This is a genomic window from Nocardia salmonicida, from assembly GCF_036142455.1.
In the GTDB taxonomy this organism is placed as follows: domain Bacteria; phylum Actinomycetota; class Actinomycetes; order Mycobacteriales; family Mycobacteriaceae; genus Nocardia; species Nocardia salmonicida.
The window spans coordinates 5,738,435-5,763,353 of record NZ_CP108014.1 but is presented as its reverse complement, the minus strand read 5'-3'; the positions used below and the strand labels follow the sequence as shown (position 1 = coordinate 5,763,353).

The window sequence follows — 24,919 nt, the reverse complement described above, 5'->3', positions numbered from 1 at the left end:
CTGATGCAGCTGGGAATGATCGGCCTCGGCCGGATGGGTGCCAACATCGTGCGCCGTATCGTGCGCGACGGGCACACCGCCGTGGGGTACGAGCGCCACCCAGGGCCCCTCGCCGACCTGGAATCCGAGCTCGGTGACAAGTTCAGCGGCACGACCGACCTGGCCGATTTCATCGGCAGGCTCGAGGTTCCTCGCGTGGTGTGGGTGATGATCCCCGCAGGCGCCACCGGTGCGGTGATCGAGAACGTCGCCGAGCTGCTCGAGCCGGGCGACATCATCATCGACGGCGGAAACAGTCGCTACCACGAGGACATCAAACGCGCGAAGGCGCTGGAGCCCAAGGGCATTCACTATCTGGACATCGGCACCTCGGGTGGCGTTTTCGGCCTACAGCGCGGCTACTGCCTGATGATCGGCGGGAACCAGGCCCAGGTCGACTACCTGGAGCCGCTGCTGAAGACCATCGCTCCGGGCTACGAGTCGGCCCCGCGCACCCCTGGCCGCACCGGTGAGCCGTCGCAGGCGGAGAAGGGCTACCTGCTGTGCGGTCCGCACGGTGCGGGCCACTTCGTGAAGATGGTGCACAACGGCATCGAGTACGGCGCGATGGGCGCCTACGCCGAGGGTCTCAACATTCTCGAGCACGCCAACGCGGGCTCGGAGTACCTGCACGGTGAGCACTCCGCCGAGGAGACGCCGATGGAGCACCCCGAGTACTACATGTACGACCTGGACATTCCGGCCATCACCGAGGTGTGGCGTCGCGGTTCGGTCGTCGCTTCCTGGCTCCTCGATCTCACCGCATCGGCGCTGGTCGCCGACCCCGACCTGGACTCCTACAGTGGTCGAGTCTCCGACTCCGGCGAAGGCCGCTGGACCGTCGACGCCGCCATCGACACCGCGGTCCCCGTCCCGATCCTCTCCGCAGCCCTCTATCAGCGCTTCTCCTCCCGCGGCCAGGCCCTCTACGCCGACAAGATGCTCTCGGCCATGCGAAAGGCGTTCGGTGGCCACAACGAGCTGCCGCAGCAGTAGCCAGACGCGCCTATTCCGAAAGGCGTTCGGTGGCCACAACGAGCTGCCGCAGCAGTAGGCGATAGCCCCCTTGACGCCCGCAACCGGCCCTTCGTCGCCAGACGGAGGGCCGGTTGTCGCGTTTTCGGACGGATTCAGAAGGATCGAAAATTCTCGGATCTTACCCGTGCCGCAGAGTAAAACGATCATGTTCCACAAAATAAGAACACGTTCCTATTTTCCAGGACAATCGTCCAATCAGACCTATACCTTGTGGTCAGAGGGGGGAAAGCCCACCTGATGAGGAATTCGCTCCGGCCGTGTCGGCCGGGGCTATGGAGGAAAATCATGTTCCGGACTTCGCGTATCGCCGCGGGCGTCGCCACCACCGCTCTGGTCGTCGCCGGTGTCGGTGTCGGCCTTGGATCCGGCGTCGCCGCCGCCGCCACCTGCGCGGTGAGCAGTCACGACACCAAGCAGGACTGGAGCACCGTCGGTGTCACCCACGTCTACGACAAGATCGCCAGCGCCGAGCAGATCGGCGTCGGCACCTCGGTCACCTACAAGGTGATCGTCGGCACCACCGGGATCGGCAACCCGTACGTCAACACCATCACCGACTTCCCACCGGTCGGCTTCGGCGCGCCGACCAAGGCCACCATCACCGCCTATCACGCGGTCGGCGGCCAGGTCACCGAGGACGTCACCGCCGAGCCCAACGCGGGCGGCTGGAAGGTGACGAGCACCGGCTGGTTCGTCAACTCCGGCAACCCGGTCACCTTGACCATCACCTACCCGGTGCCCAGCGGCATCAAGGTGGGCCAGATGGTCACCAGCGGTGGCGTCGGCGTCGCGGGCACCGTGGGTGTCAGCAATGAAATGCCCGGCCTCACTGCCTGTTTCACCGCGCGCGGCGCCAACGCGGGCGAGACGGTGATCGGCAGCCTCGGCGACAACGGGCTGGGTTCCGATGATGGCCAGCTGAGCTCCACCGGCTCGCTGAGCGACATCATCTCCGACGTGCTGGGCGATCTGATCGGTAGCTGATCGCGTAGCACCTGGTCGCCGGGACGGATTCGCGCTGCCGTCCCGGCGAACCATTCTCTGTGTGGCGCGATTCGATTCGAACTCTGTGAGGACTCTTGTTCACCTGCATGCGGACGGTGCTGACCGCGCTCGCTGTCACCGCGCTGTCGGTCGCGTCGATCGGGACGGCCGACGCGGACGGATCGAGGCTGGATCGGATCGAACGGCCAGGCCAGCGGCAGCAGATGTTGCACGTGTACTCCGCGTCGATGGACCGGGTGATCCCGCTGCAGGTCATCACCCCACACGACACCAGCGCGCCACGGCCGACGCTGTATCTGCTCAACGGCGCGGGTGGCGGTGAGGACATCGCGAACTGGTACAACCAGACCGACATCGTGCAGTTCTTCGCCGACAAGAACGTCAACGTGGTCACGCCTGCCGCAGGCGCGTTCTCGTACTACACCGACTGGCAGCGCGACGATCCGAAGCTCGGCCGCAACAAGTGGCAGACCTTCCTCACCGAAGAACTCCCGCCGATCATCGACGCCACCATGAACACCACCGGTGTGAACGCCATCGCGGGCCTGTCGATGTCGGCCACGGCGGTGCTCAACCTGGCCATCGCCGCTCCCGACCGCTACCGCGCGGTCGGCGCCTACAGCGGCTGCGCCTCGGTGGATGACCCGGTGAGTCGTGCCTACATCGATTTCGTCCTGGCCCGTGGCGGAGCCGACCCGGCCAACATGTGGGGCCCGCCCGGCGATCCAGCCTGGCGCGCGAACGACGCCTACCTCAACGCGGAACGTCTGCGCGGCAAAGCGATCTACCTCTCCAGCGCGAACGGTCTGCCCGGCGCCGCCGAAACTCTCCCGCCCGGTGCCACGCCCGGAAAAGTCATCGGCATGACCGACCAGATCCTCCTCGGCGGCGCCATCGAGGCCGCCGCCAACCTGTGCACCCAGCGACTCGCCGCCCGGCTCGCGGAACTGAACATTCCCGCCCACGCCGAATTCCGCCCCGCGGGCACCCACACCTGGCAGTACTGGGAACAAGACCTGCACAAATCCTGGCCACTTCTCGCCGCCGCTATCGACGCGAACTGACGGTGCTTCGCGCAACGTGAATGGCTTGTAGCACTGAGTAATTCGAGGCGTCAAGCCCATGGAAGTTATGGATAACGCCCGTCTCGGGGCACCCGATGTGGTTATTAGCTTCGCTCAGTTTGTCCTTTGAAAGGCTAGTCATGCATCGTCGAATGATCCGAGTCCTTGTTGCCACCGCGGCTGTCGCCGGAATCGCCGCAGGCGCGCCCGCCGCGCTCGCCGCTCCCGCGCAACCGGCTGTGGTAGCCGAATCGGGTTCCGCCGGAACCGGTTCCGCCGCGATCGATATTCCCCTCGGCTTCATCAAGCTCCTCATCTGCGGACCATGGGGTTCCTCGCAGCCGCACCCGAACCCGATGTGCCGCTGAGGTCTGACAACGAACGGCGGGTGGTCTCCGAAGAATCGGAGACCACCCGCCGTCGCTGTGTGATCGGCGCGGACTAGCGCTCGATGATCGCCACCACGCCCTGGCCGCCCGCGGCGCAGATGGAAACCAGCGCGCGGCCGGATCCCTTCTCCGCCAGCAGCTTCGCGGTCGAGGCGACGATGCGTCCGCCGGTCGCGGCGAACGGGTGGCCCGCGGCGAGCGAAGAACCGTTCACGTTGAGCTTGCTGCGGTCGATGGAGCCGAGCGCGCCGTCGAGGCCGAGGCGCTCCTTGCAGTAGGCGTCGGACTCCCACGCGGCCAGCGTGGCCAGCACCACGGAGGCGAAGGCCTCGTGGATCTCGTAGTAGTCGAAGTCCTGCAGGGTCAGGCCGTTGCGGGCCAGCAGACGCGCCACCGCGTAGGTGGGCGCCATCAGCAGGCCGTCGGGGCCGTGGATGTAATCCACCGCGGCGACCTCGGAGTCCACCAGGTGCGCGAGCACCGGCAGCTTGTGCTCGGCGGCCCACTCGTCGGTGGACAGCAGCACCGCCGACGCGCCGTCGGTGAGCGGGGTCGAGTTGCCCGCGGTCATGGTCGCGTCGCCCGCCTTGACGCCGAACACCGGCTTCAGGGTGGACAGCTTCTCCACGGTCGAGCCGGGACGCAGGTTGTCGTCACGGGTCAGGCCGAGGAACGGGGTGACCAGGTCGTCGAAGAAGCCTCGGTCGTAGGCGGCCGCCATGTTCTTGTGCGAGAGGTAGGCCAGCTCGTCCTGCGCCTCGCGGGCCACGCCGAATTCCTTGGCGGTGATGGCGGCGTGTTCACCCATCGACAGCCCGGTGCGCGGCTCGGCGTTCTTGGGGATCTCGATGCCGAGCATCGAGGGGCGCAGCTGGCCGACCAGCTTGAGCTTGTCCTTGTTGGTCCTGGCGCGGTTGGCGGTGAGCATCCACTCGCGCATGTCCTCGCTCACGCCGATCGGCGCGTCGGAGGTGGTGTCGGCGCCGCCGCCGATGCCGGACTCGATACGGCCGAGGGCGATCGCGTCGCCGACGGTCACGATCGACTGCAGGCCGGTGCCACAGGCGAGCTGCAGGTCGTGGGCCGGGGTGTAGGGCGAGAGCTTCGAGCCGAGCACGCTTTCGCGGATCAGGCTGTGCTCGCCGACCTTCTTGAGCACGGCGCCGCCGACGACCATGCCGAGGCGCTCGCCCTGCAGCCCGAACCGGCTGACCAGCCCGTCGAGGGCCGCGGTGAACATGTCCTGGTTGGACGCCTTGGCGTAGGCCTTGTCCGAGCGAGCGAAGGGGATTCGGTTGCCGCCAACGATGGCGACCGGGCGCTGGGTCTTCGCGGCCTTGGCAGTGCTGGTCTGAGCAGTGCTGTCCTTGGCCGTCGCCGAGCGGGCTTTGCTTGTCACTCGAGTTCTCCATGGTCTCGTCGGTTCCGGGTAACGCCGGCCGGTGGAATAGGCCCCCGTGCGGTCGCGGCGTCGTATCGGTTTACATTAAACTTACTCCGGAGTAAGTTCGTTGTCGACACCGTACCCGCAAGTGTGCGCTCACACGGGGGACACTGGGCGGAGCACGGTCACACACTCGTCGAGCACAGAGAAGGTAGGAACAGTGGCAGCCAAGAGCAAGGGTGCACCGAACCTCTACGGATCTTTCATCCACTCCGCCCCCGGCGCGTTCCTCGCGAGCAAACTGGGCCTCCCACAGCCGGCTGAGCTGCGCCGATACAAGGCGGGCGAGCCCGCCCTGCCCGGCCCGGTGCTGCTCGGTGGCAAGGGCCGCCTGGCCGAGCCGGTCCGCGCGCTGCTGTCGGACTACACCGTCGCGGACTCGCTCGACTCGGGCACCAAGTACGGCGCGTTGGTCTTCGACGCCACCGGCATCGACTCGATCGACAAGCTCGCGCAGCTGTTCGAATTCTTCCAGCCCGCCATGCGCAACCTCGCTCCTTCGGGGCGTGTCGTGGTTCTCGGCACCACCCCCGAACTGGCCGGCTCGGTCGATGAGCAGATCGCCCAGCGCGCGCTCGAGGGCTTCTCGCGTTCGGTCGCCAAGGAGCTGCTGCGCGGCGCCACCGGCCAGCTCGTCTACGTGCACCCCGAAGCGGGTGCCGCCGCGACCGGCCTCGAGTCGACCCTGCGCTTCCTGCTCTCGGGCAAGTCGGCCTTCGTCGACGGTCAGGTCATCCGCGTCGGTTCCGCCGATTCTGTCGCCCCGGCTTCGTGGGACAAGCCGCTCGCCGGCAAGGTCGCTGTCGTGACCGGTGCCGCACGCGGTATCGGCGCCACCATCGCCGAGGTGTTCGCCCGTGACGGCGCCACCGTGATCGTCGCCGACATCCCCGCCGCGGGCGAGGCCCTGTCCGACACCGCGAACAAGATCGGCGCCACCGCGCTGGCTCTCGACGTCACCGCGCCCGACGCCGCCGAGCGTCTGGCCGAGTTCGCCACCGAGCGTTTCGGCGGCATCGACATCGTCGTCCACAATGCAGGCATCACCCGCGACAAGCTGCTCGCCAACATGGACGAGGGTCGCTGGAGCTCGGTGATCAACGTCAATCTCGCTGCCCCGCACCGCATCACCTCCGGCCTCGTCGCCAAGGGTGTGCTCAAGGAAGGCGGTCGCGTGATTGACGTGTCCTCCATCGCGGGCATCGCGGGCAACCGTGGTCAGACCAACTACGGCGCGTCCAAGGCGGGCGTCATCGGTATGGTCGACGCCGAGTCCCCGCTGCTGGCCGAGAAGGGCATCACCATCAACGCGGTGGCGCCCGGCTTCATCGAGACCGCGATGACCGCCGCCATCCCCGTCGGCACCAGGGAGGCCGGTCGCCTGATGAGCTCGCTGCTGCAGGGCGGCCAGACCGTCGACGTCGCCGAGACCATCGCCTACTTCGCGAGCCCCGCGTCGAACGCGGTGAGCGGCAACGTGGTTCGCGTCTGCGGTCAGAGCCTGATCGGCGCCTGATGACCCAGACGATCACCCTCACCGAGGTTCCCAAGAACGGCGGCCTGTACGCGAAGGCGGCGCTGGGCGCCATCCCGCTGCCCGCCGCGCTGTCGGGTCGCAAGCCGACCCTGCCCGACCGTCGCGTCGTCGTCGACGGCGTGCGGATCGACTCCGACCACCTGGCCGCCTACTGCCACGCCACCGGCCTGCGTTTCAGCGACACCCTGCCGCTGACCTACCCCTTCATCCTCGCGTTCCCGTTGATGATGGAACTGATGGTGGCGCGGGACTTCCCGTTCACGGCGGTCGGCGCGGTGCACTTCGAGAACGTCATCGAGCGCACCCGGGAGATCTCCGCCGCCGAGCCCCTCGACTTCTCCGCATACATCGAGAACCTTCGCGAACACCCGAAAGGTCTTCTGGTAGACGCGGTTACGGAGATCCGGGTAGGCCGCGAGCTCGTCTGGCGGCAGGTATCGACCCTCCTGCACCAGCAGCGTACCTCTCTCTCCGGCGGTCCCAAGTCGGAACCTCCGGCCGACGAGGTGCCGCCGCCTCCGCTGCGCGTGCAGCGCGTCGATCAGAAATTGATCAACCGCTACGCCGCGGCCTCGGGCGACCGCAATCCGATTCATGTCTCCGGAATCGGTGCCAAGGCAATGGGTTTCCCGCAAACCATCGCCCACGGCATGTGGTCCGCCGCCGCGATCCTCAGCACCATCGAGGGCCGTGTTCCCGAAAAGACCACCTACGCGGTCAAATTCGGTAAGCCGATCTTCCTTCCGTCCTCGGTGAACATCTACGCCGACCAGGTCGGATCCGGCTGGGATCTCTCCATCCTGCACCCCAAAAAGGGCTACCCCCACCTCACCGCCACCGTGCGCTGAGTCTCCAGCCACAAGGGCCGCACGCTCCAGGGGGGTGTGCGGCCCTTGCGGTATTCGGGCGCGGTGGACAGGTTCCCACTGCGGAATATGTTCGGGCCCTTGCGCTTCGGGCGATCGTCATCGTGATGGGTGCTGTTACTCGGAATTGCTGTGACTTTACTCATCGGCCTGAATTGATTCGCTGCACAGTTGCCATGAGGCAGTGAAATGCCCATGTTGGTCTACCGTCCGGTGTTTTCTTCTGCGTGCTAAGAAATTGCTCGAGGCGCGGTGGGCTGCGTTCGTGGTGTTGCCCGACCGCCAATATCGAGTGCTCGCTTACCGGGCAACTATTCGGCATCCGAACACGGCGATGGCCGAATTTCGAGCCCTCCGGATCCTCCGCAACGCGTGTAGAACTTCTCTTGCCCAGCGATCGTTCGGTCGCGTCGGCGGCTTCACCTGATCCAGATCCGTGGCGAGAAGTGTTGTGGAGGAAGCGTTATGAACAAGATCAGTCTTTCGAATCGGGGGATTCTTCGGACGGTGGCCGTGGTGGGAGCGGCACTGTCGCTTGTCGCCGGCGCCGGAGTGGCCGGCGCGGACACCGGCAGCGGCGAGACCGGCAGCGGGGTGATCGACACGGGCAGTGGGATTCTGGGGGATCTGCTCGATACCGGCAGCGGAATCCTCGGCGGTAGCTCGAGCGGCGGGTCCTCCGAGACCGTGCAGCAGTGCAACCGCTCGACCAAGTCGGGTGGGGCGGGCGTCACCAACACCACGCACCAGCTCGGCGTCACCGGACCCACCTCGTTCGTCCTGACCTACGAAACCCTCAACATTCCCGACCGTATTCAGGTCTTCTACGAAGGCGGGCAGGTGCTCGACACCGGCTACGTCGGCGACAATGCCAACCAGGGCACCGGATCTCGAGTCGTCTCGTTGCCCGCGGGGTCGTCATCGACGGTGAGTGTTCGGGTCACGGGTCCGAATGACACCCAGTGGGAGTACACGGTCAACTGCCCGTCGTAGCGTTCCGGTCCACTCGAAGCTGATATCGGAAGCGTGGGGCCGCATGCTCGAAAAGGTATGCGGCCCTGCGCAACAGTGATTCACCAGTCGGTCTGCGGATCAGGCGTTGAGGTCGTTGGGGGTGGGGACGACGATGCCGTAGAGGTCGGTGATGGTGGCCAGGGCGCTGGCGTGGAGTTGGGCTGCGGGGACTTCGCCGAGGGGGCGGGTGGCGCAGGCGTTGGCGACCACGGTGGGGGTGTTGCCTCGGAGGAAGGCTCCTTCGGTGGTGAAGGTGACGCACATATGCGTCATGAAGCCGGCGATGATGAGGTTGGTGTTGCCTGCGGCGTCGACCAATTCGGCGAGGTCGGTGTTCACGAAGGCGTTGGGGACGGATTTGACGACGGTGGGTTCGTCGGGGGTTGGGGACAGCTGGGGATGGATTCGGCCGATGTCGGTGGTGATGTCGTAGGGGGTGTCTTTGCCGCCGTCGTTGATGACGTGGATGACGGGGGTGCCTGCCGCCCTGGCCGCGGTGAGGAGTTCGGCGGCTGCGTCGATGGCGGGTTCCCAGCCGGTCAGCTCCATGACGCCCTGGGCGTAGGTGTTCTGGTAGTCGATCAGGACGAGGGTGGAGTTGGTCAGGGAAGCGGGGGTTTCGTCGAAGCCGTTGAGTTCGCGCAGGGTCGTGGAGGTCATGGGATCCACGGTATGGACGCCGTGTCATGTCGGCAATGTCATGTAACCTGCAGATTCGGACATGGAGGTGGTGGGTGACTGAGCGGCTCGTGGTGATCGTGTTGTTCGATCGGGTGGATCTGCTGGACGTCACGGGCCCGCCGGAGGTGTTCTCGCTGCTGCAGCGGGAGATGGGCGAGCCGACGGGGTATCGGGTGGTGTTGGCCGCCGAGTCGATGGAGGCGGTGACCACCTCGGCGGGGGTGCGGATTCTGCCGGATGTGACGTTCGCCGAGTTGGGGCGGGTGGACACGGTGGTGGTGCCGGGGGCGGTGGAGACGGACAGTCACCGGCGGGTCAGCGCGGTGGTCGATTCGGGGGTGGTAGCGGCGGTGGCGCGGTTGGCCGAGGGGGCTCGGCGGGTGGCTTCGGTGTGTGTCGGTGCGCATATTCTGGCGGCCGCGGGGCTGCTCGACGGGAAGCGGGCGACCACGCATTGGTCGACGGCGCAGCAGTTGGCCGCCGAGCATCCTGAGGTCATCGTCGATGCGGATCCGATCTATATTCGCGACGAAAACATCTGGACGGGTGCGGGACTCACGGCTTGCTTAGATCTCACGCTGGCACTGGTGGCCGATGATTTCGGGGACGAGTTGGCGTTGCGGGTTGCTCGCCAGCTGGTGATGTATCTGAAACGGCCGAGTGGGCAGAGCCAGTTCAGTGTGTCGCTCGAGCCGGTGTCGACCACTCGGCGGATCGAGGATCTGCGGCACTACATCGCGCGCAATATCGCGAATCCGCTGACGGTGACCGACCTCGCCGAGCAGGTCCATGTCAGTGAACGCCAGCTCACGCGCATCTTTCGCACCGAACTCGGGATGACGCCCGCAGCGTATATCGAGTCGGCGCGGGTGGAGGTGGCGCGGCATCGGCTCGAGACGAGCGACGAAACGCTCCAACGAATCGCTACCACTTGCGGTTTCAACACCATCGATACGCTCGCGCGTGCCTTCCGCCGCCAGCTCGATACGACCCCCAACGAGTACCGCCGCCGATTTCGTATCGGGTGACTCACTATGATGTCGATCAGGAAATTATCGGTGATGGTATGAGCAGTAAGAGGTTTCGGGAATGGGTATTGCGGAGGAATGGCCGACCGGGTCGGCTACGACGATGTTGTGGGGAATGACCGGGCTGTTGCAGCTGTTGGTGAGTGGCTCGGCGGCCTGAAACTTGTCTTGCCCCCCTTTCATTGGTCTGCCGTCGAGGGTTCTTCCGCTGTTAAACATCTTGTGCGGCGGAAATCCGTGGCAAATCTGAACAATGAGGGGTTCACAATGAGCAAGATTCGTGTCTTCGGTGTGGCTATGGCCGCGGCGGCGAGCATCGCCGTGCTCGGTGCGGGCACGGCGTCGGCGGAAGAGCCTGCCCCCAGCACCGGGTCGTCGGAGCAGCTGGCCGCGATCCTGGCCTCGCTGACTTCGGGATCGGGCGAGGAAGCCGAGGACGTCGTCGAGGAAGAGGCCGAGACCGGTTCGGCAGACGGTCTCGCGGCGCTGCTGGAGCAGCTGACGTCCGGGTCCGGCGAGTAACTCCGGAAGAATCGTGGGCCCCCGTCGTCGCGGCGACGGGGGCTTCGCTGTGTGTCATCGAACGGGGATCAGGCGGTACAGCCACCACGGGCGGCTGGGGAACGCGGGGTCGTAGACGCGCAGCATCATGCGTCGCTCCAGACCGGTGCTGCGTTCGCGCAGGCGCAGGTGGCGCCGCGCGATGTCCTGTGGACGAACTTCGCTGGTCCACACCGGATCCCAGTCGGGAGAGTCGCTGCATGCCGCGGTGATGGCGGTGATGCGCTGAGAGGGGGCGAGCGGGGCGAGCATGCGGAAGGCGTGGACCAGGAGCTGGGCTTCGGTGGTCCAGTCGAGGTAGACCTTCTTCGCCACGGGGTTGAGGAACATCCACTCGAGCATGTTCACGCCGGCGCCGAGGCCGGGGAACAGGCGCTGGTAGTCGGAGTTCGCGGCGAGCATGTCCATGGTGGGGAAGCGGGCGAAGCAGGCGGGATGGGTGAGGCTGGCCAGGTCGGCGAGGTCTTCGGCCGAGGGGGTCGTGGGTGCGGTGCCGGATTCGATGGCGGGCAGGCCGCGGACCAGGATGTGTTTGCGATACCACTGGGGCACGTCGAGGCTGTCGAAAAGTCGTTGCAGCATCGGGGGATTCGGGACGAGAGCCCCGGATTCGATCTGGCTGATGAGAAGTGGCGCGAGCTGTGTGCGAGTGGCGAGTTCGCCCCGTGCTAGCCCCGCAGCCAGTCGCCGCTCGCGCAGATACACACTGAGCGCAGTGCTTTCGGCCATCTCAACCCCCGAGCCTCACCCCGACCGACGGTAGATCCCAGGGTACGCCGGGTGGGTAGCCGGACGGCGGGGAACCGCGACCGCCGAGCCCGTCAGCGCGCTGGTTTCAGGTGCTCACCGCGTCGAAGGAGGACTGAGCGGGCATGTTCGCTCGGCGTTCACCTCGGCAAGGTTGTAGGTAACCATTCCGTGATAGGAATGGCCGACCCACTTCGAAGGAGATTTTTCATGGATGGCCTGATGTACTTCCTCACGACGCTCGCTGCACTCTCCAGCGGCTCCGCATAGAGGCAGAGACAGAAAACGGGCCGGAGCTGAATGCTCCGGCCCGTTTTGCGTGGATCAGGTGAGAAACCTCAGAAGGCGGCTTCGTCCAGGTCCATGATGTCGTTGTCCAGGTTGGCGAGGATCGCGCGGGTTGCGGTCAGCTCGGGTAGGACGTTGCGGGCGAAGAACTGCGCCGAGGCGACCTTGCCGGTGTAGAAGGCGACGTCGGAGCCGGTGGCGCCGTTGTCGAGCGCGGCGAGGGCGATCTCGGCCTGGTTCAGCAGCATCCAGCCGATGAACAGGTCGCCGACGGCCATCAGGAAACGCACCGAACCCAGGCCGACCTTGTACAGCTCGGTCGGCTGCTCCTGGGCGCCCATCAGGTGGCCGGTCAGGGTGGCGGCCATGGTCTGCACGTCCTCGAGCGCGGTGGCGAGCAGCTTTCGCTCGCCCTTGAGGCGCTCGTTGGCCGAGTCGGACTCCAGGAACTTCTGGATCTGGCCCGCCACGTGGGCCAGGGCCACACCGCGGTCACGCGCGATCTTGCGGAAGAAGAAGTCCTGCGCCTGAATGGCGGTGGTGCCCTCGTAGAGGGAGTCGATCTTCGCGTCGCGGATGTACTGCTCGATCGGGTAGTCCTGCAGGAAGCCCGAGCCTCCGAAGGTCTGCAGCGAATCGGTCAGGTACTGGTAGGCGCGCTCGGAGCCGACACCCTTGACGATCGGGAGCAGCAGGTCGTTCACGCGGAACGCGACGTCCTTGTCCGCACCCGAGACGACCTCGGCGATTTCCGGGTTCTGGTGCGCGGCGGTGTAGAGGTAGATCGCGCGCAGGCCCTCGGCGTATGCCTTCTGGGTGGCCAGCGAACGACGCACGTCCGGGTGGTGGGTGATGGTCACGCGGGGCGCGGCCTTGTCGGTCATCTGGGTCAGGTCGGCACCCTGGACGCGGGTCTTGGCGTACTCCAGCGCGTTCAGGTAACCGGTCGACAGGGTCGCGATGGCCTTGGTGCCCACCATCATGCGAGCGTTCTCGATGACGTCGAACATCTGCGCGATGCCGTTGTGCACCTCGCCGACCAGCCAACCCTTGGCGGGCACGCCGTGGCCGCCGAAGGTGACCTCACAGGTGGCCGAGGCCTTGATGCCCATCTTGTGCTCGACGTTGGTGACGAAGACGCCGTTGCGGTCGCCGTAGGTCTCGGTGTCGAAGTCGAAGTGGGTCTTGGGTACGTAGAACAGCGACAGGCCCTTGGTGCCCGGTCCGGCGCCCTCGGGACGAGCCAGCACCAGGTGCATGATGTTCTCGAACATGTCGTCGGAGTCACCCGAGGTGATGAAGCGCTTGACGCCCTCGATGTGCCAGGTGCCGTCTTCCTGCTTGATCGCCTTGGCGCGGCCGGCGCCGACGTCGGAACCGGCATCGGGCTCGGTCAGCACCATGGTGGCGCCCCAGTTGCGGTCGGCGATCTTGGCCGCCCACTTCTTCTGCTCGTCGGTGCCGTTGTTGAAGAACACCTGCGCGAAGCCCGCGCCCGCGGCGTACATCTGGATGGGCGGGTTGGCGCCGAGCACCATCTCCGACAGGGCCCACGCGACGGCGGACGGGGCACCGAGGCCACCGAGCTCCTCGTTCAGCGGGACCTTGGCCCACTCGCCGTCTTCGAGCGCCTTGTAGGACTTCTTGAAGGACTCGGGGATGGCGACGGTGTGGGTGTTCGGGTCGAACACGGGCGGGTTGCGGTCCGCGTCGGCGAAGGATTCAGCCAGCGGGCCTTCGGCCAGCCGGCGGACCTCGGAGAGCATTTCCTTGACGGTGTCGGTGTCCAGGTCGCCGAAGGCGCCTGCGTCGAGCACCTTGTCGATGCCGAGGACCTCGAAGAGGTTGAACTCGAGGTCGCGAACGTTTGCCTTGTAGTGGCCCATGTGAGTACTCACTCTCCATTGAGTTCTGGTGCGGTCGGTGGTGTGCCGTTCCCGCCCGTCGCCGGTTTTCCGCATGCTACTCGCGGGTAACTTATCCATCATATTACCGGTGGGTAATGGTCTCGGCAAAGGGGTAGGCGGCAATGTGATGTGAAAAACACGCGCGGCTGCGGAGGCGTTGCTCGCCGCGACCTCGGGGCTACCGTGAGATGTGCGCATCGAGACGACTGTGGGACCGGCCGAGATCGAGCTCGACGAGGTGCGTGACCCGGCGTTCCTGCTGGTGATCACGCATGGGGCCGGTGGCGGCGTCGATGCCGAAGATATTCTGGCCGTGCGTGATTCGGCCGTCGAAGCGGGCGGGACGGTAGCTCGGGTGGTGCAGCCCTATCGGGTTGCCGGTGGGCGGGCGCCGGGGAACGCGGACAAGCAGGACCGGGCCTGGCTCGAGATCGTGGCGGCGTTGCGGGCGAGATTTCCCGGAGTGCCGGTTGTTCAGGGGGGTCGCAGCAACGGCGCGCGGGTCGCGTGTCGCACAGCGGTGGCGGTCGGGGCGAGGGGCGTCATCGCGCTGTCGTTCCCGTTGCATCCGCCGGGCAAGCCGGAGAAGAGCAGGCGCGATGAGCTGCTGGCGACCGGAGATATCGAGGTCGTGGTGATCAACGGGGGTAGTGACCCGTTCGGGGTGCCCGACGCCGCAGACGCCGCCGAAGTACGGGTGATTCCCAAGCAAGCGCACTCGTTCCGCACCGGATTCGACGTCATCGCGGCGGCCGTGGCCCCCTGGTTCGCCCGGTGGGCGCGGTGATCAGTCGGTGGGTTCGGGGAGCGGGCGTTCGGCGATGAGCAGGGAATCGATCGCGTCGGGGCCCTCGGTGGGGCGGAAGATCTCATTCGCGAGGGAGATAGTGATGTCGTCGCGGGCGAGGTCGGCTCGCAGATCTTCGGGGGAGAACAGGATCTGCGCTTCCTGCGGGCCGCCGTAGCCGTCGGTGATGTTGCGAGTGGCATGACCGAGGACCAGGAGCATGCCGCCGGGGGCGAGCATGTCGGACAGTTGGTGCAGCAGGGTGCGGCGCTCGTCGGCGGGGAGGTGGACGAAGACCATCAGGATCAGTTCGAAGGGGCCGGTGATGTCGGCGGCTTCGAGGTCGGTGATGTCGGCTGTTTGCCAGTGCACGCGAGAACGGACCGAGCGCGACAGGCGAGCGGCGACGGTTCTGCCCTTGTCGATCCCCACCTGGGAGAAGTCGACGGCGGTCACCTGCCAGCCGTGGGTAGCCAGCCAGAGTGCGTGGCGGCCCTCGCCGCAGGCCAAGTCGAGAGCCCGCGGGAGCGACGGCGCCACCCCTGATTCGTCGGGGAGCAGGGGGATTCTGCGGTCGAGGCCGTACACATGTTCGACGACGGTGCTGTTCGGCGGTGCGCCCCAAACCAATTCACTGCGCGCATAACGCGAGTCCCAATCCGCCGCGCTCATTCCGCCTCCCCGCGAATTCAAGCCAGACTCAGGGGCGTAACTGGTAGCGACGCGGCTGGCGGTAGGTCGAAGCCATGGTAGCCCGTTCCCCGTGAGTTACCCATGTACTCACTAGAGCTGGTCAAACCTTCACAGCGTGGTGCGCATGAGTACGACGTTGTACTGGGTGTGGATGGTGGTCATGAAGTACAGGTCGCGGCCGGTTTGGTACGGGAAGATCGACGGGGCGTAGGCGGTGGGGAGTTCACGGGCATCGATGAGCACCTCCGGGTCGCTCCACGGGCCCACCGGCGAGGACGCGCGGCGCATCACCACAGAGTTGAACGGGTCGGTGGTGAGGGAGATGAACTGGCCGAGGTACTCGTTGTACATCACCGAGAGTTCGCCGACGCCGCCCATGATGGGTGCCGCCGCGTTCACGTCGTTGAGCTTCCACTCGTGGCCGTCCCAGTACTCGTAGGCGGCGAGGTTCTCGATCTGGGCTTCGGGGACGCGGGCGATGAAGGCCTCGTTGTTGCGGCCGGAGCGGGTGCCGTATTCGTAGACGAAGCCGCCGTCCTTCACGAAGCTGTTCATCTGGAAGTTGGCGTTGCCGCCCTCGTCGGGACGGCGGGTGTGGCCGAGATCGGCCCAGGTCTCGCCGTTGTCGGCCGAGGCGGCGAGGCCGGAGAAGCTCGTGGTCCATTCACCGGGGGCGTCCCAGGTCTTCACCGACATCAGCGACATGTACTGCACGCCGTTGGCCGAGATGCCCGCGGTGGGGATGCGGCTGATCTCGAGGAAGGGGATCTTGGGGCTGGGGATCAGGTCGCGTGCCTGGCCGATGACATCGCGCACGACACTGTTGAACATGACCCCGTCGGCCGGGTTCTGGTCGTGGCTGCGGACCAGGATGTTGGAGCGCCACGCCCAGGTACTGCCCGCGAGCAGGTTGGGGAAGCCGATGCCCGCGGTGTCGCCGAAGGCGGTGAGCATCTCGCCGCGCCCGTTGTCCCACATGATGCCGAGGTCGGTGCCGAGAACGTTGTAGTTCTGGGTGTTGTTGGGGCTGGCCATGCCCGTGACCTGGAAGACCGCCTGGGTGCGTCCGTGCAGGGTGGGCAGGCCATTGGTGCCGTTGAGGACCGGAATCGGGTTGATGGCGTTCGGGTTCGCCACGGCGGGAGGCGCGGCGCTCACCAGCAAGGCCGTAGTACCTGCGAGTGCGGACAGCAGGATGGATCCGGTCTTGTTCACAGGTGTTCGAGCCTCCGGGTCAGGCCGAAATCCGGGAACGTCGCGGCTTTTCCGTCACGTACCACTCTTCGGCTGGTCAGCGAATCGAAGCGATGCTAACAGCAGCTAAGAGTGATATGCGGTACATACGTTGGGTAGCCGACATGAATTTGCAGGTGGATTGCTTGTCAGCCGCTACTACTCATGGCCTTACGCAGGAGCAATGGCAGTTGGGCCAACCGCTCGGCGGCGAAGGTCGCACGGGGAGCGCGGTGCCACGAGCGGTCGAACAGGTGCTTGGCGGCGGTCACCGCGGCGCGGTCGCGGGCGGTGACGCGGTCGGCGAGGGCCTGCGCGGCCTTCACGGGGTCGTCTGCGACGTCGGTGATCAGGCCGATCCGGAGCGCGTAGTCGGCGTCGATCGAGTCGGCGGTCATCGCCAGCAACTTGGCCTGGTCGATGCCGATGAGCTGTGACAACGCGGCTGGGCCCGTCATGTCGGGAATCAGGCCGTGGGCGACTTCCATGACCGAGAATTCGGCCGTGGGGGCGGCGATCCGGAAGTCGGCGGCCAGTGCGATCTGGAGGCCGCCGCCGAAGCAGCGCCCGTGGACCGCGGCGATCACCGGGACGTCGAGTCGGCGCCAGGCCCAACAGGCTTCCTGGAAGGTATTGGTGCCGCGCAGGGGCCGAGGGAGGAATTCTTTGACGATAGCCACCGGATTGCGAGTGGCGGCGGCGATATCGAGTCCGCTACTGAAACTCGGGCCGTTTCCGGTGAGGATGACAGCGCGGGTTGTCTTGTGTTCGGCCACTTTTCGAGCCGCCTCGACAAGATCGCGGAGCATTTCCAGAGTGAGCCCGTTGTGTTTGCCGGGCCGGTTCAATTCGACATAGGCGCGGTCGTTGTCGAAGCGGACGGTGATGTGGTCTCCCATATCGCTATCTTACTCGCGAGTCAGTTCGAGTGGGTGGCCACGCGGACGACGGTGCGGCATGATCCGAACGCATCGCGCGTCATTCGATGCGCGACGATCGAAAGGACTCACCGAATGCGGATCTGTCTGATGGCCGCGGCGCTGCTCGCGCTGCCGGTGCTGGCGGCCTGCGGCAGTGGCGACGAGGCACCGGCGGTTACTCAGGCCGAGCTGTCGAAGTCGTTGCAGGACAAGGGGTTGAGTAATCCCGCGCTGGCCGACTGCGCCGCGCAGGTATTCCTCGACTCGGGGATGTCGCAGGAGGGGCTGCGGGTGATGGTGTCGAACGCGCAGTCCGACGATCCGGCCAAGCTGCTCAGCGAGGGCGACGCGGCCAAGGTGAGCTCGGCGCAGTCGAAGATCGCCGCGGATTGCGTACGCGTGGGGAGCTGAGCGGAGCCCGTATCGATCGCGTCGATTCAAACCCTCGTCGGGGTCGGCTGCCGGTGTTGCACTGGAACAGCCGACGACGAGGAGGAACTGCCCGTGACCACGGAGAGAATCGCCGACCAGGTCTCATTCGCCTACTGGGTACCCAACGTCAGTGGCGGGCTGGTGACCAGCGATATCGAGCAGCGCACCAGCTGGGATTTCGACTACAACAAGAAGCTCGCCCAGACCGCGGAGCGCAACGGTTTCGACTACGCGCTCACCCAGGTGCGCTACACCGCGTCCTATGGCGCCGAGTTCCAGCACGAGTCGACCTCGTTCAGCCTCGCGCTGCTGGCCGCCACCGAGCGGCTCAAGGTGATCGCCGCCATCCATCCTGGACTGTGGCATCCGGCGGTGCTGGCCAAGTTCGGCGCCACGGCCGACCACCTGTCCGGCGGCCGGTTCGCGATCAATGTGGTGTCGGGCTGGTTCGCCGGTGAGTTCAAGGCGCTGGGCGAGCCGTGGCTCGAACACGACGAGCGGTACCGGCGCAGCGCCGAGTTCCTCGAGGTGATCCGCAAGATCTGGACCGAGGACGCGGTGAACTACGGCGGCGACTTCTACCGGATCCGCGACTTCACCCTGAAGCCGAAGCCGCTCAATACCCCCGAACGGCCCAATCCCGAACTGTTCCAAGGTGGTAACTCCACGGCGGCCCGCCGCAACGGTGGCCGCCACGCGGACTGGTACTTCTCCAACGGCAAGGACTTCGACGGCGTCACAGAGCAATTGGACGATCTGCGCGAGGTCGCCAGGGACAACGATCGCGAGGTGAAGTTCGGGCTCAACGGGTTCATCATCGCCCGCGATACCGAGAAGGAAGCGCGCGACACCTTGCGCGAGATCGTCGAGAAGGCGAACAAGCCCGCCGTGCAAGGGTTCCGCGACGCGGTGCAGCAGGCGGGCGCGTCCACCGGTGATCGCAAGGGCATGTGGGCCGATTCCACGTTCGAGGATCTGGTCCAGTACAACGACGGCTTCCGGACGGGGCTCATCGGCACGCCCGAGCAGATCGCCGAGCGGATCGTGGCCTACCGGGCGCTCGGCGTCGACCTGATCCTGGCCGGGTTCCTGCACTTCCAGGAAGAGGTCGAATACTTCGGCGCCAAGGTGCTGCCGCTGGTGCGTGAACTGGAGGCCGCCGCGACGCCGGTCGCGGCGGGACGCTGATGACGGTGGTGACCGCTGAGCGGATCGCCACGGCCGACCAGGCGGTGCGGATCGCGGCCGAGTTGGCCGAGGCGTTCGCCGCTGGTGCCGCCGAGCGCGATCTCTCGCGTCGGCTGCCGCACGAGGAGCTGGATCAGCTCTCGGCCAGTGGCTTGCTCGCGATCACCGTGCCCGCCGAATTCGGTGGCGCCGACCTCCCGCCGAGCGTGGTGGCCGAAGTAGTGCGGATCCTGGCCGCGGCCGATCCGAATATCGCGCAGGTGCCGCACAGTCACTTCGTGTATCTGAACCTGTTGCGGCTGGCGGGAACTCACGCGCAGCAGCGGGACTACTTCGGCAAGGTGCTCGCTGGTGCGCGGATCGCCAACGCGCAGTCCGAACGCAGCGGGGCGACGGTCGCCGAGATCGCGACGGTGCTGCGGCCGGTCGATGGTGCGGCCGGGCGCGGCGGTGCGCGGCGGTTCGCCGTCGAGGGGACGAAGTTCTATTGCACCGGGTCGCTGTTCGCCGATGTGCTCGCGGTGTTGACCAGACTCGATGATCCACAGGGCATTTCGGGGCTCGCGCCTGGGGAGTACGTGGCTTTCGTGCCCGCGCTCGAGCCGGGCGTACGGATCGTCGACGACTGGGATGTGCTGGGGCAGCGGACAACCGGCAGCGGGACGGTCGAGTTCGACGCGGTAGAGGTCGGGCATGAGCAGCTGGTCTCGCGGGCGTCCGCGGTCAACGCGCCGACCGGCTACGGCGCGTTCGCCCAGCTCCTGCACGCCGGCATCGACGCGGGTATCGCACGCGGTGCCTTGGAGGCGGCGGCGGAGTTCGTCCGGACGCGGAGCAGGCCCTGGTTCGAGGCCCAGGTGGCGAATGCGGCTGACGATCCGCTCGTCGTGCAGCGGTTCGGCGAACTGGCTGTTGCCGTGTCGGCCGCTGAATCGACGCTGATCGCCGCGGGTGCGGCGGTCGACGCGGCGGTGCGGCCCGGGGTGATCGCGGAGGGCGAGGATCCGGTGGCGCACGTCGATAGCGCGGGCGCGCGGGCATCGATCGCCGTCGCCACGGCCAAGATCCTCGCCGACCGTGCTGCGAACGAGGTGTCCGCCGCGATATTCGAAGTGGGCGGTACCCGCAGCGCCGCGTCCGAGCACCGGCTCGACCATTTCTGGCGCAACGCGCGCACCCACACGCTGCACGACCCGGTTCGCTGGAAATACCAGCACATCGGCCGGGCCGTTCTGCACAACCGACCGCCGCCGCTGCACGGCGTGATCTAGACCCACCATGCGAGACAAGGACAGCCCATGACAGTGACGGTCGTCGTCGGAAACCCGAAACCCGCTTCGCGCACCCTCGCCGCGGCGGTGCAGGTCGCGCGGGCGCTTCGCCCTGATACCGAGCCACAGGTGATCGACCTGGTCACCCTCGGGCCGGGCCTGCTCGGCTGGGGTGACCCGGCGGTGACGGCGGCCGCGAAAACCGTCGCGACCTCCGAACTCGTCGTGTTCGCCAGTCCGACCTTCAAGGCCACCTACACCGGGCTGCTGAAGCTGTTCCTCGAACAGTTCGACGGCGGTACCGGCCTGGCCGGTGTGGTGACCGTGCCGGTGATGCTCGGCGCGGGTCCGGCCCACGCGCTCGCACCCGATCTGCTGCTCAAGCCCGTGCTGGTGGAAATCGGTGGCACCGCCGCGCTGCCCGGGCTCTATCTGTCCGACCGGACTTTCGGTGAGGACGGCGTCATCGAGGAATACGCCCGGCGATGGGGACCCGTCGCCGAGGCACTGACAGACCCGGCCGTGCGGCCGGTGGAGGCAACGAATCATGCATGAGCTCTTGGAATTTCCCGCCGACGGCAACGGCTTACGCCGCGCCTTCGCCAACTTCCCCAGCGGCGTAGTGGCCGTGTGCGCCGAGATCGACGGCGTCCCACACGGTTTGGCGGTGAGCACCTTCGTGCCCGTCTCCCTCGATCCGCCGCTCGTGTCGTTCTGCGTGCAGAACTCGTCATCGACCTGGCCCAAGCTGGCAGGCGCGGGCCACCTCGGCCTGAGTCTGCTCGGCACCGACCAGCAGGCGGCGGCCAAGGCGCTCGGCGCCCGCAACGGCGACCGCTTCCGCGAGACCGCCCTGCACCGGGGTACCGGCGAGGCGGTGTTCATCGACGGCGCGACGGCCTGGATCGAAGGGGTGCCGGAAACGCAGGTCAGCGCAGGCGATCACCTCGTGGTGATCCTGCGCGTGAATCGTGTCGCCGCACGGGAGGACATCGATCCACTGGTGTTCCACGGCAGTAAGTTCCGGACTCTGCACACGGGCTGAACCTTCGTCGTACCGCTCAGGACGGGCGCTGATCCTTCACTCGGCCGCGGATGAAGAGCACCAGCACGTAACCGCTGATGATCAAGAGCATGGTGAACAGGCCGGCGGCTTGGAGGAGACCGCCCGAGGACGCGTCGGCGGCGACCTCGTCGACGCCGCCGGTGGCGAGCATCGTGGTCGGGTCGGTCAAGCCGTGCAGCACCATCGCACCCAGCAGAAAACCGGTCACCCGCATCGTCAGGTACATCAGAACGCCGAAGGAGAAGGTGTAGAGGATGGTGGGGCCGACGACCGTGATCGACTGCCCGCCGAGCAGATTCATGCTGTGCGACAGCGCGAAGGCGAGCGAGGTCACGGCCGCGACCACCAACTCACCGTGGCCCCCGTCGCGCAGCATCTTGACTGCGAACCCACGGTAGGTGAGTTCCTCGACGAAGCCGATCAGCAATCCGGTGGCGAGCAGGAGCGCGACGACGTCGGCCTGATGCAGGCCCCAGTCGATCCCGAGCACGCGCAGCACGATCGGCGTAGCGACGATCACCGGTGCGATCCACATCCACTTCGACCGGTAGATGGGCTGTCGGCCGTACAGCTCCCGGTTCCAGCCCAGATACGCGGAGAACGCCGCCAGCACAACGGCTCCGATGATCAATGATGCGGTGACCTGGAGGAACACGCTACCCAGACTGCTCAGCAGATCATCGTCGACATAGTGCCCGCCGAGGCGGCCGATCACGAAGCCGGAACCGAGGTAGATCACCAGATAGACAACGAGGAAGGCGAGAAATCGCCAGAATCCGCCGCGATTCATGAAGCCCCGCAGGCCGCGTTGTTCCTGCGACACAGGCACCGTATCGGTCATGACGACTCCATGCTCTCTCGGGCAAGGCTGAGCATGTCCACGGTATGTGATGCGTCTTCCGACAGCGGGGATTTGCCAGCGAGTCGGGTTCGCCGCTGATCTGTCGTAGAAATGACGAAAGACCCCAAGTGATCTTGGGGTCTTTCGTTGTTGAGCCGATGACGGGAATCGAACCCGCGCCATCTGCTTGGGAAGCAGAAGTTCTACCATTGAACTACATCGGCAGTGCGCTGTTGGGCGCGTTCGCGACTCTATCAGACCTCTCGCCGTGCGAGGCAAGTGTTGATGCGTCTGCCTTCGTCGCCGGTGGGCTGACGAGGGCGCTCGCTGAACGGAGCCGCAGGGGTGGGGGTTCTACCTGGGGTGCAGCTGCCTACACTGGGCCGGTGCTGCTCTCCGATCGTGACATCAGGGCCGAGATCGCCGCGGGGCGGCTCGGCGTCGAACCGATGCTCGAGTCGATGGTTCAGCCGTCGAGTATCGACGTGCGCCTCGACGGGCTGTTCCGGGTGTTCGACAACAGTCGCTACACCCATATCGATCCGGCGCAGCAGCAGGACGAGCTGACCAGTCTCGTGGAGCCGAAGCCGGGGGAGCCGTTCGTGCTGCATCCGGGGGAGTTCGTGCTCGGGTCGACGCTCGAGGTGTGCTCGCTGCCCGACGATCTGGCGGGGCGGCTGGAGGGTAAGTCGAGTCTGGGGCGGCTCGGGTTGCTCACGCATTCGACGGCGGGGTTCATCGATCCGGGGTTCAGTGGGCACATCACCCTGGAGCTGTCGAACGTGGCGAATCTGCCGATCACGCTGTGGCCGGGGATGAAGATCGGGCAGCTGTGCCTGATCCGGCTGTCGAGCCCGGCCGAGCACCCGTACGGCAGTGCGAAAGCCGGGTCGAAGTACCAGAATCAGCGGGGGCCGACGCCGTCGCGGTCGTACCTCAATTTTCCCTTGTCGCCCGATTCTTTGAGCGCGGTCGAGACGCGCTGAGGGCCTGCCGCCACCGCGATACGCAGCACCAGCGACAGGGCGGGCAGGGTGTCTCCGCCACCGGACGGCGGGCGCACCCAGTGGCAACCCTCGCGGCTCCAGCGACCCAGATTGGTCGGCAGCATCACGGCGCTGCCGATGCCGGGGATATCGATATCGAGCCCCGCGAGCTCGGCGGCCTCTTCCTCGGAGGGCCTGGCGTCGGGTGCGGCGAGCACGCTCCAGCGGATCTGACGTGCCAGCACCGGACCCTCACAGCGTTGCTCACGCAGCGCCATGAGCACCTTCTCGGCGCGCGTGGTCGGCAGATGCACCACGCAGAGCCGGTCGGTGATCGGCAGCATCACAAAGCCACCGCGCTCGCGGACGGGTAGCCGGAATTCGCGCTGGTAACACTGCACCCAGTCGTCGACAGTTCTGGCTTCCACGCTTCCAGAATCCCGCATATGGGAGGGCCTGACCACTGCCCCGCACCGCCCTTTCACTGCCTCTGGCAACCGATTCCGCGAACTTGTGGTGTGTCTCACTGTCACGCTCGTACTCTGGAGGGAGTTGTTCGTCGGATGAGGTGACGCCGTGGTCGGAGAGTGGACAGGGAGAGAGGCCAGAGCTCTTCGCGATGCCAAACGAATGAGCATCCGGGAGTTCGCGGCCCATCTCGGTGTGCACGAACGGCTGGTGTCGAAATGGGAGGCCGGTGGGGTGCGGGTGCGCCCACGTCCGGTGAACCAGGCAGCGCTCGATACGTCACTGGCTCGCTCCGATGACGTTGTGCGCGCGCGATTCTCGACCCTGCTGGCGCCCGCGGGTGATGCCGACCTGCTCGCGTTCGTCGATGCGGGAACTGTCAAAGGTGCTGTCCCCGAGGTGTTGTCGGAGAGGGAGTTGATCATGGCGGCTGCGCACGAGGCCAGCGAACACGCGGCCGCCGCGGAGGGCACGAACGTGGGGGCGACGACGTTGGCCCAGCTCGACGCCGACGTCCGGCGCATCGCCAACGAATATGTTCATGCCGCACCGGCGCCGATGATGGTGGAGATGCTGCGGGTGCGCAGGCGGGTGTATCGACTACTCGACGGGCAGCAGAAGCCGGTCGACACCAGCCACCTATATCTGCTGGCCGGTACGTTGTCGGGGCTGCTGGCCAACGCGAGTACCGACCTGGGCTATCTCGATGCCGCGGGCGAACAGATCAGGGCCGCTTGGGCTTACGCGGAACTGAGCGGGCACAACGGGTTACGCGCGTGGACCCGCGGCATGCACGCGCTGATCGAGAACTGGTCCGACCGGCCGCGCAACGCCGTCCAATTAGCCCGCAGTGGACAGGAATTCGCCGGTCCGGGGCTGGGGCGGGTGCGGTTGCTCAATATCGAGGCAAGGGTGTGGGCACGGCTCGGCAGCGATGCCGAGACCGACCGGTGCCTGCGCGCGGCGGAAGTGGCGGCCGGTGATCGCCGCGACGAGCTGCACGACGAGATCGGCGGGGTGTTCGGTTTCGGCCCACCCAAGGCCGCCTACTACGCGGGCGCCACCTGCATCCAGCTCGGCCGCGCCGAACAGGCACTGGCCGCCACCGAACGCGCCATCACGCTCTACTCGAGTGGCCCGCCGCTACAACGTTCCTACGGCGCCGAATCACTGGCCCGCGTCGACAACGCGGCCGCCCACCTCATCAACGGCAGTATCGACGGCGCCGCCGACGCCCTGCGCCCGGTCCTCGACCTTCCCGAGGACAAACGCATCGCCCAGCTGAGCGAGCGCCTCGTGGGCCTGCGCCGCCGTATCGCCGCCCCGACTTATCGCGACGCGGTGGAAGCGCGCGGACTCGACGAACGCATCGAGGAATTCTGTGTAGCGACCGCCGCGCTTGCCAGCCACCCGCGACCGTAGAGGG

26 protein-coding genes and 1 tRNA gene are annotated in these 24,919 nt (G+C 66.4%); 17 read left to right on the top strand and 10 right to left on the bottom strand.

Features of this window, described 5'->3' with window-relative positions:
- Positions 1-3 precede the first annotated feature (3 nt).
- The 4 genes from gnd (at position 4) to OHS03_RS27005 (ending at position 3,514) form a co-directional block, all read left to right on the top strand.
- Positions 4-1,035: a phosphogluconate dehydrogenase (NAD(+)-dependent, decarboxylating) gene (gene gnd / locus OHS03_RS27020; RefSeq protein ID WP_328657957.1), complete on the top strand. Its 1,032-nt coding sequence runs from the start codon at positions 4-6 to the stop codon at positions 1,033-1,035.
- A gap of 327 nt (positions 1,036-1,362) precedes the next feature.
- Positions 1,363-2,061 (top strand): hypothetical protein, encoded by a 699-nt coding sequence (locus OHS03_RS27015; protein WP_062987733.1) that lies wholly within the window; start codon positions 1,363-1,365, stop codon positions 2,059-2,061.
- A gap of 107 nt (positions 2,062-2,168) precedes the next feature.
- The gene (locus tag OHS03_RS27010) at positions 2,169-3,146 is read left to right on the top strand and encodes an alpha/beta hydrolase (RefSeq protein WP_062987735.1); all 978 of its coding nucleotides are present in this window, start codon (positions 2,169-2,171) and stop codon (positions 3,144-3,146) included.
- A 140-nt stretch (positions 3,147-3,286) separates the two neighbouring features.
- On the top strand, positions 3,287-3,514 hold the full coding sequence (locus OHS03_RS27005) for a hypothetical protein (protein WP_157125352.1): 228 nt from the start codon (positions 3,287-3,289) through the stop codon (positions 3,512-3,514).
- 73 nt (positions 3,515-3,587) lie between these two features.
- Here OHS03_RS27005 and OHS03_RS27000 read toward each other — a convergent pair whose 3' ends face one another.
- The gene (locus tag OHS03_RS27000) at positions 3,588-4,934 is read right to left on the bottom strand and encodes an acetyl-CoA C-acetyltransferase (RefSeq protein WP_328657956.1); all 1,347 of its coding nucleotides are present in this window, start codon (positions 4,932-4,934) and stop codon (positions 3,588-3,590) included.
- Between the two features lie 205 nt (positions 4,935-5,139).
- Between OHS03_RS27000 and OHS03_RS26995 the strand changes: the two genes are divergently transcribed.
- From OHS03_RS26995 to OHS03_RS26985, 3 genes are all read left to right on the top strand, one after another.
- Positions 5,140-6,495: a 3-oxoacyl-ACP reductase gene (locus tag OHS03_RS26995; protein WP_328657954.1), complete on the top strand. Its 1,356-nt coding sequence runs from the start codon at positions 5,140-5,142 to the stop codon at positions 6,493-6,495.
- Positions 6,495-7,364, top strand: coding sequence for a MaoC family dehydratase (locus OHS03_RS26990; RefSeq protein ID WP_328657952.1), 870 nt, complete (start codon positions 6,495-6,497; stop codon positions 7,362-7,364). The genes OHS03_RS26995 and OHS03_RS26990 overlap by 1 nt, the downstream gene beginning before the upstream one ends.
- A gap of 483 nt (positions 7,365-7,847) precedes the next feature.
- On the top strand, positions 7,848-8,375 hold the full coding sequence (locus tag OHS03_RS26985) for a hypothetical protein (RefSeq protein ID WP_062987741.1): 528 nt from the start codon (positions 7,848-7,850) through the stop codon (positions 8,373-8,375).
- Between the two features lie 99 nt (positions 8,376-8,474).
- Here the strand turns inward: OHS03_RS26985 and OHS03_RS26980 are convergent, their stop codons facing one another.
- Complete coding sequence (locus OHS03_RS26980) at positions 8,475-9,056, bottom strand: cysteine hydrolase family protein (RefSeq protein WP_328657950.1); 582 nt, start codon at positions 9,054-9,056, stop codon at positions 8,475-8,477.
- A 74-nt stretch (positions 9,057-9,130) separates the two neighbouring features.
- On the opposite strand from OHS03_RS26980, the gene OHS03_RS26975 reads away from it, so the two are divergent.
- Entirely contained in the window at positions 9,131-10,105 is a 975-nt protein-coding gene (locus OHS03_RS26975; RefSeq protein WP_328657948.1) for a GlxA family transcriptional regulator, read from the top strand.
- Between the two features lie 267 nt (positions 10,106-10,372).
- Positions 10,373-10,627: a hypothetical protein gene (locus tag OHS03_RS26970; RefSeq protein ID WP_328657946.1), complete on the top strand. Its 255-nt coding sequence runs from the start codon at positions 10,373-10,375 to the stop codon at positions 10,625-10,627.
- A 54-nt stretch (positions 10,628-10,681) separates the two neighbouring features.
- On the opposite strand, the gene OHS03_RS26965 is transcribed toward OHS03_RS26970, so the two are convergent.
- Both OHS03_RS26965 and OHS03_RS26960 read right to left on the bottom strand, forming a co-directional pair.
- Positions 10,682-11,395 carry an MmyB family transcriptional regulator gene (locus OHS03_RS26965; protein WP_056823617.1) on the bottom strand — a complete coding sequence of 238 codons (714 nt, stop codon included), beginning with the start codon at positions 11,393-11,395 and terminating at the stop codon, positions 10,682-10,684.
- Between the two features lie 356 nt (positions 11,396-11,751).
- Positions 11,752-13,587, bottom strand: a complete 1,836-nt coding sequence (locus OHS03_RS26960) for an acyl-CoA dehydrogenase (RefSeq protein WP_062987752.1) — start codon at positions 13,585-13,587, stop codon at positions 11,752-11,754.
- 211 nt (positions 13,588-13,798) lie between these two features.
- Here OHS03_RS26960 and OHS03_RS26955 point away from each other — a divergent pair, with 211 nt between their 5' ends.
- Positions 13,799-14,395: an alpha/beta hydrolase family protein gene (locus OHS03_RS26955; RefSeq protein ID WP_328657944.1), complete on the top strand. Its 597-nt coding sequence runs from the start codon at positions 13,799-13,801 to the stop codon at positions 14,393-14,395.
- On the opposite strand, the gene OHS03_RS26950 is transcribed toward OHS03_RS26955, so the two are convergent.
- The 3 genes from OHS03_RS26950 to OHS03_RS26940 all read right to left on the bottom strand — a co-directional run bounded on the left by OHS03_RS26950 (position 14,396) and on the right by OHS03_RS26940 (position 17,220).
- The gene (locus OHS03_RS26950) at positions 14,396-15,067 is read right to left on the bottom strand and encodes a class I SAM-dependent methyltransferase (protein WP_328657942.1); all 672 of its coding nucleotides are present in this window, start codon (positions 15,065-15,067) and stop codon (positions 14,396-14,398) included.
- 129 nt (positions 15,068-15,196) lie between these two features.
- On the bottom strand, positions 15,197-16,303 hold the full coding sequence (locus tag OHS03_RS26945) for a glycoside hydrolase family 183 protein (protein ID WP_328657939.1): 1,107 nt from the start codon (positions 16,301-16,303) through the stop codon (positions 15,197-15,199).
- A 167-nt stretch (positions 16,304-16,470) separates the two neighbouring features.
- Complete coding sequence (locus OHS03_RS26940) at positions 16,471-17,220, bottom strand: crotonase/enoyl-CoA hydratase family protein (RefSeq protein WP_328657937.1); 750 nt, start codon at positions 17,218-17,220, stop codon at positions 16,471-16,473.
- A gap of 114 nt (positions 17,221-17,334) precedes the next feature.
- Between OHS03_RS26940 and OHS03_RS26935 the strand changes: the two genes are divergently transcribed.
- The 5 genes from OHS03_RS26935 (at position 17,335) to OHS03_RS26915 (ending at position 21,177) form a co-directional block, all read left to right on the top strand.
- Positions 17,335-17,652, top strand: a complete 318-nt coding sequence (locus tag OHS03_RS26935) for a hypothetical protein (protein WP_056823598.1) — start codon at positions 17,335-17,337, stop codon at positions 17,650-17,652.
- A gap of 93 nt (positions 17,653-17,745) precedes the next feature.
- A complete protein-coding gene (gene sfnG, locus OHS03_RS26930; RefSeq protein WP_062987762.1) occupies positions 17,746-18,861 on the top strand; it encodes a dimethylsulfone monooxygenase SfnG in 1,116 nt (371 codons plus the stop codon).
- A complete protein-coding gene (locus OHS03_RS26925; RefSeq protein ID WP_328657935.1) occupies positions 18,861-20,132 on the top strand; it encodes an SfnB family sulfur acquisition oxidoreductase in 1,272 nt (423 codons plus the stop codon). The genes sfnG and OHS03_RS26925 overlap by 1 nt, the downstream gene beginning before the upstream one ends.
- A 27-nt stretch (positions 20,133-20,159) precedes the next feature.
- Positions 20,160-20,687, top strand: a complete 528-nt coding sequence (locus tag OHS03_RS26920) for an NADPH-dependent FMN reductase (protein ID WP_328657933.1) — start codon at positions 20,160-20,162, stop codon at positions 20,685-20,687.
- Positions 20,680-21,177: a flavin reductase family protein gene (locus OHS03_RS26915; protein WP_056823586.1), complete on the top strand. Its 498-nt coding sequence runs from the start codon at positions 20,680-20,682 to the stop codon at positions 21,175-21,177. The genes OHS03_RS26920 and OHS03_RS26915 overlap by 8 nt, the downstream gene beginning before the upstream one ends.
- 16 nt (positions 21,178-21,193) lie before the next feature.
- Here the strand turns inward: OHS03_RS26915 and OHS03_RS26910 are convergent, their stop codons facing one another.
- Positions 21,194-22,039, bottom strand: a complete 846-nt coding sequence (locus tag OHS03_RS26910; protein ID WP_328657931.1) for a CPBP family intramembrane glutamic endopeptidase — start codon at positions 22,037-22,039, stop codon at positions 21,194-21,196.
- Between the two features lie 153 nt (positions 22,040-22,192).
- Positions 22,193-22,263, bottom strand: a tRNA-Gly gene (locus OHS03_RS26905).
- 162 nt (positions 22,264-22,425) lie between these two features.
- On the opposite strand from OHS03_RS26905, the gene dcd reads away from it, so the two are divergent.
- Complete coding sequence (dcd, locus tag OHS03_RS26900) at positions 22,426-23,025, top strand: dCTP deaminase (protein WP_056823535.1); 600 nt, start codon at positions 22,426-22,428, stop codon at positions 23,023-23,025.
- Here the strand turns inward: dcd and OHS03_RS26895 are convergent.
- Positions 22,944-23,453 carry a hypothetical protein gene (locus OHS03_RS26895; RefSeq protein WP_328657930.1) on the bottom strand — a complete coding sequence of 170 codons (510 nt, stop codon included), beginning with the start codon at positions 23,451-23,453 and terminating at the stop codon, positions 22,944-22,946. The two genes, dcd and OHS03_RS26895, sit on opposite strands and share 82 nt — an antisense overlap.
- A 202-nt stretch (positions 23,454-23,655) precedes the next feature.
- On the opposite strand from OHS03_RS26895, the gene OHS03_RS26890 reads away from it, so the two are divergent.
- The gene (locus OHS03_RS26890) at positions 23,656-24,915 is read left to right on the top strand and encodes a helix-turn-helix domain-containing protein (RefSeq protein ID WP_082844197.1); all 1,260 of its coding nucleotides are present in this window, start codon (positions 23,656-23,658) and stop codon (positions 24,913-24,915) included.
- Positions 24,916-24,919: the final 4 nt, after the last annotated feature.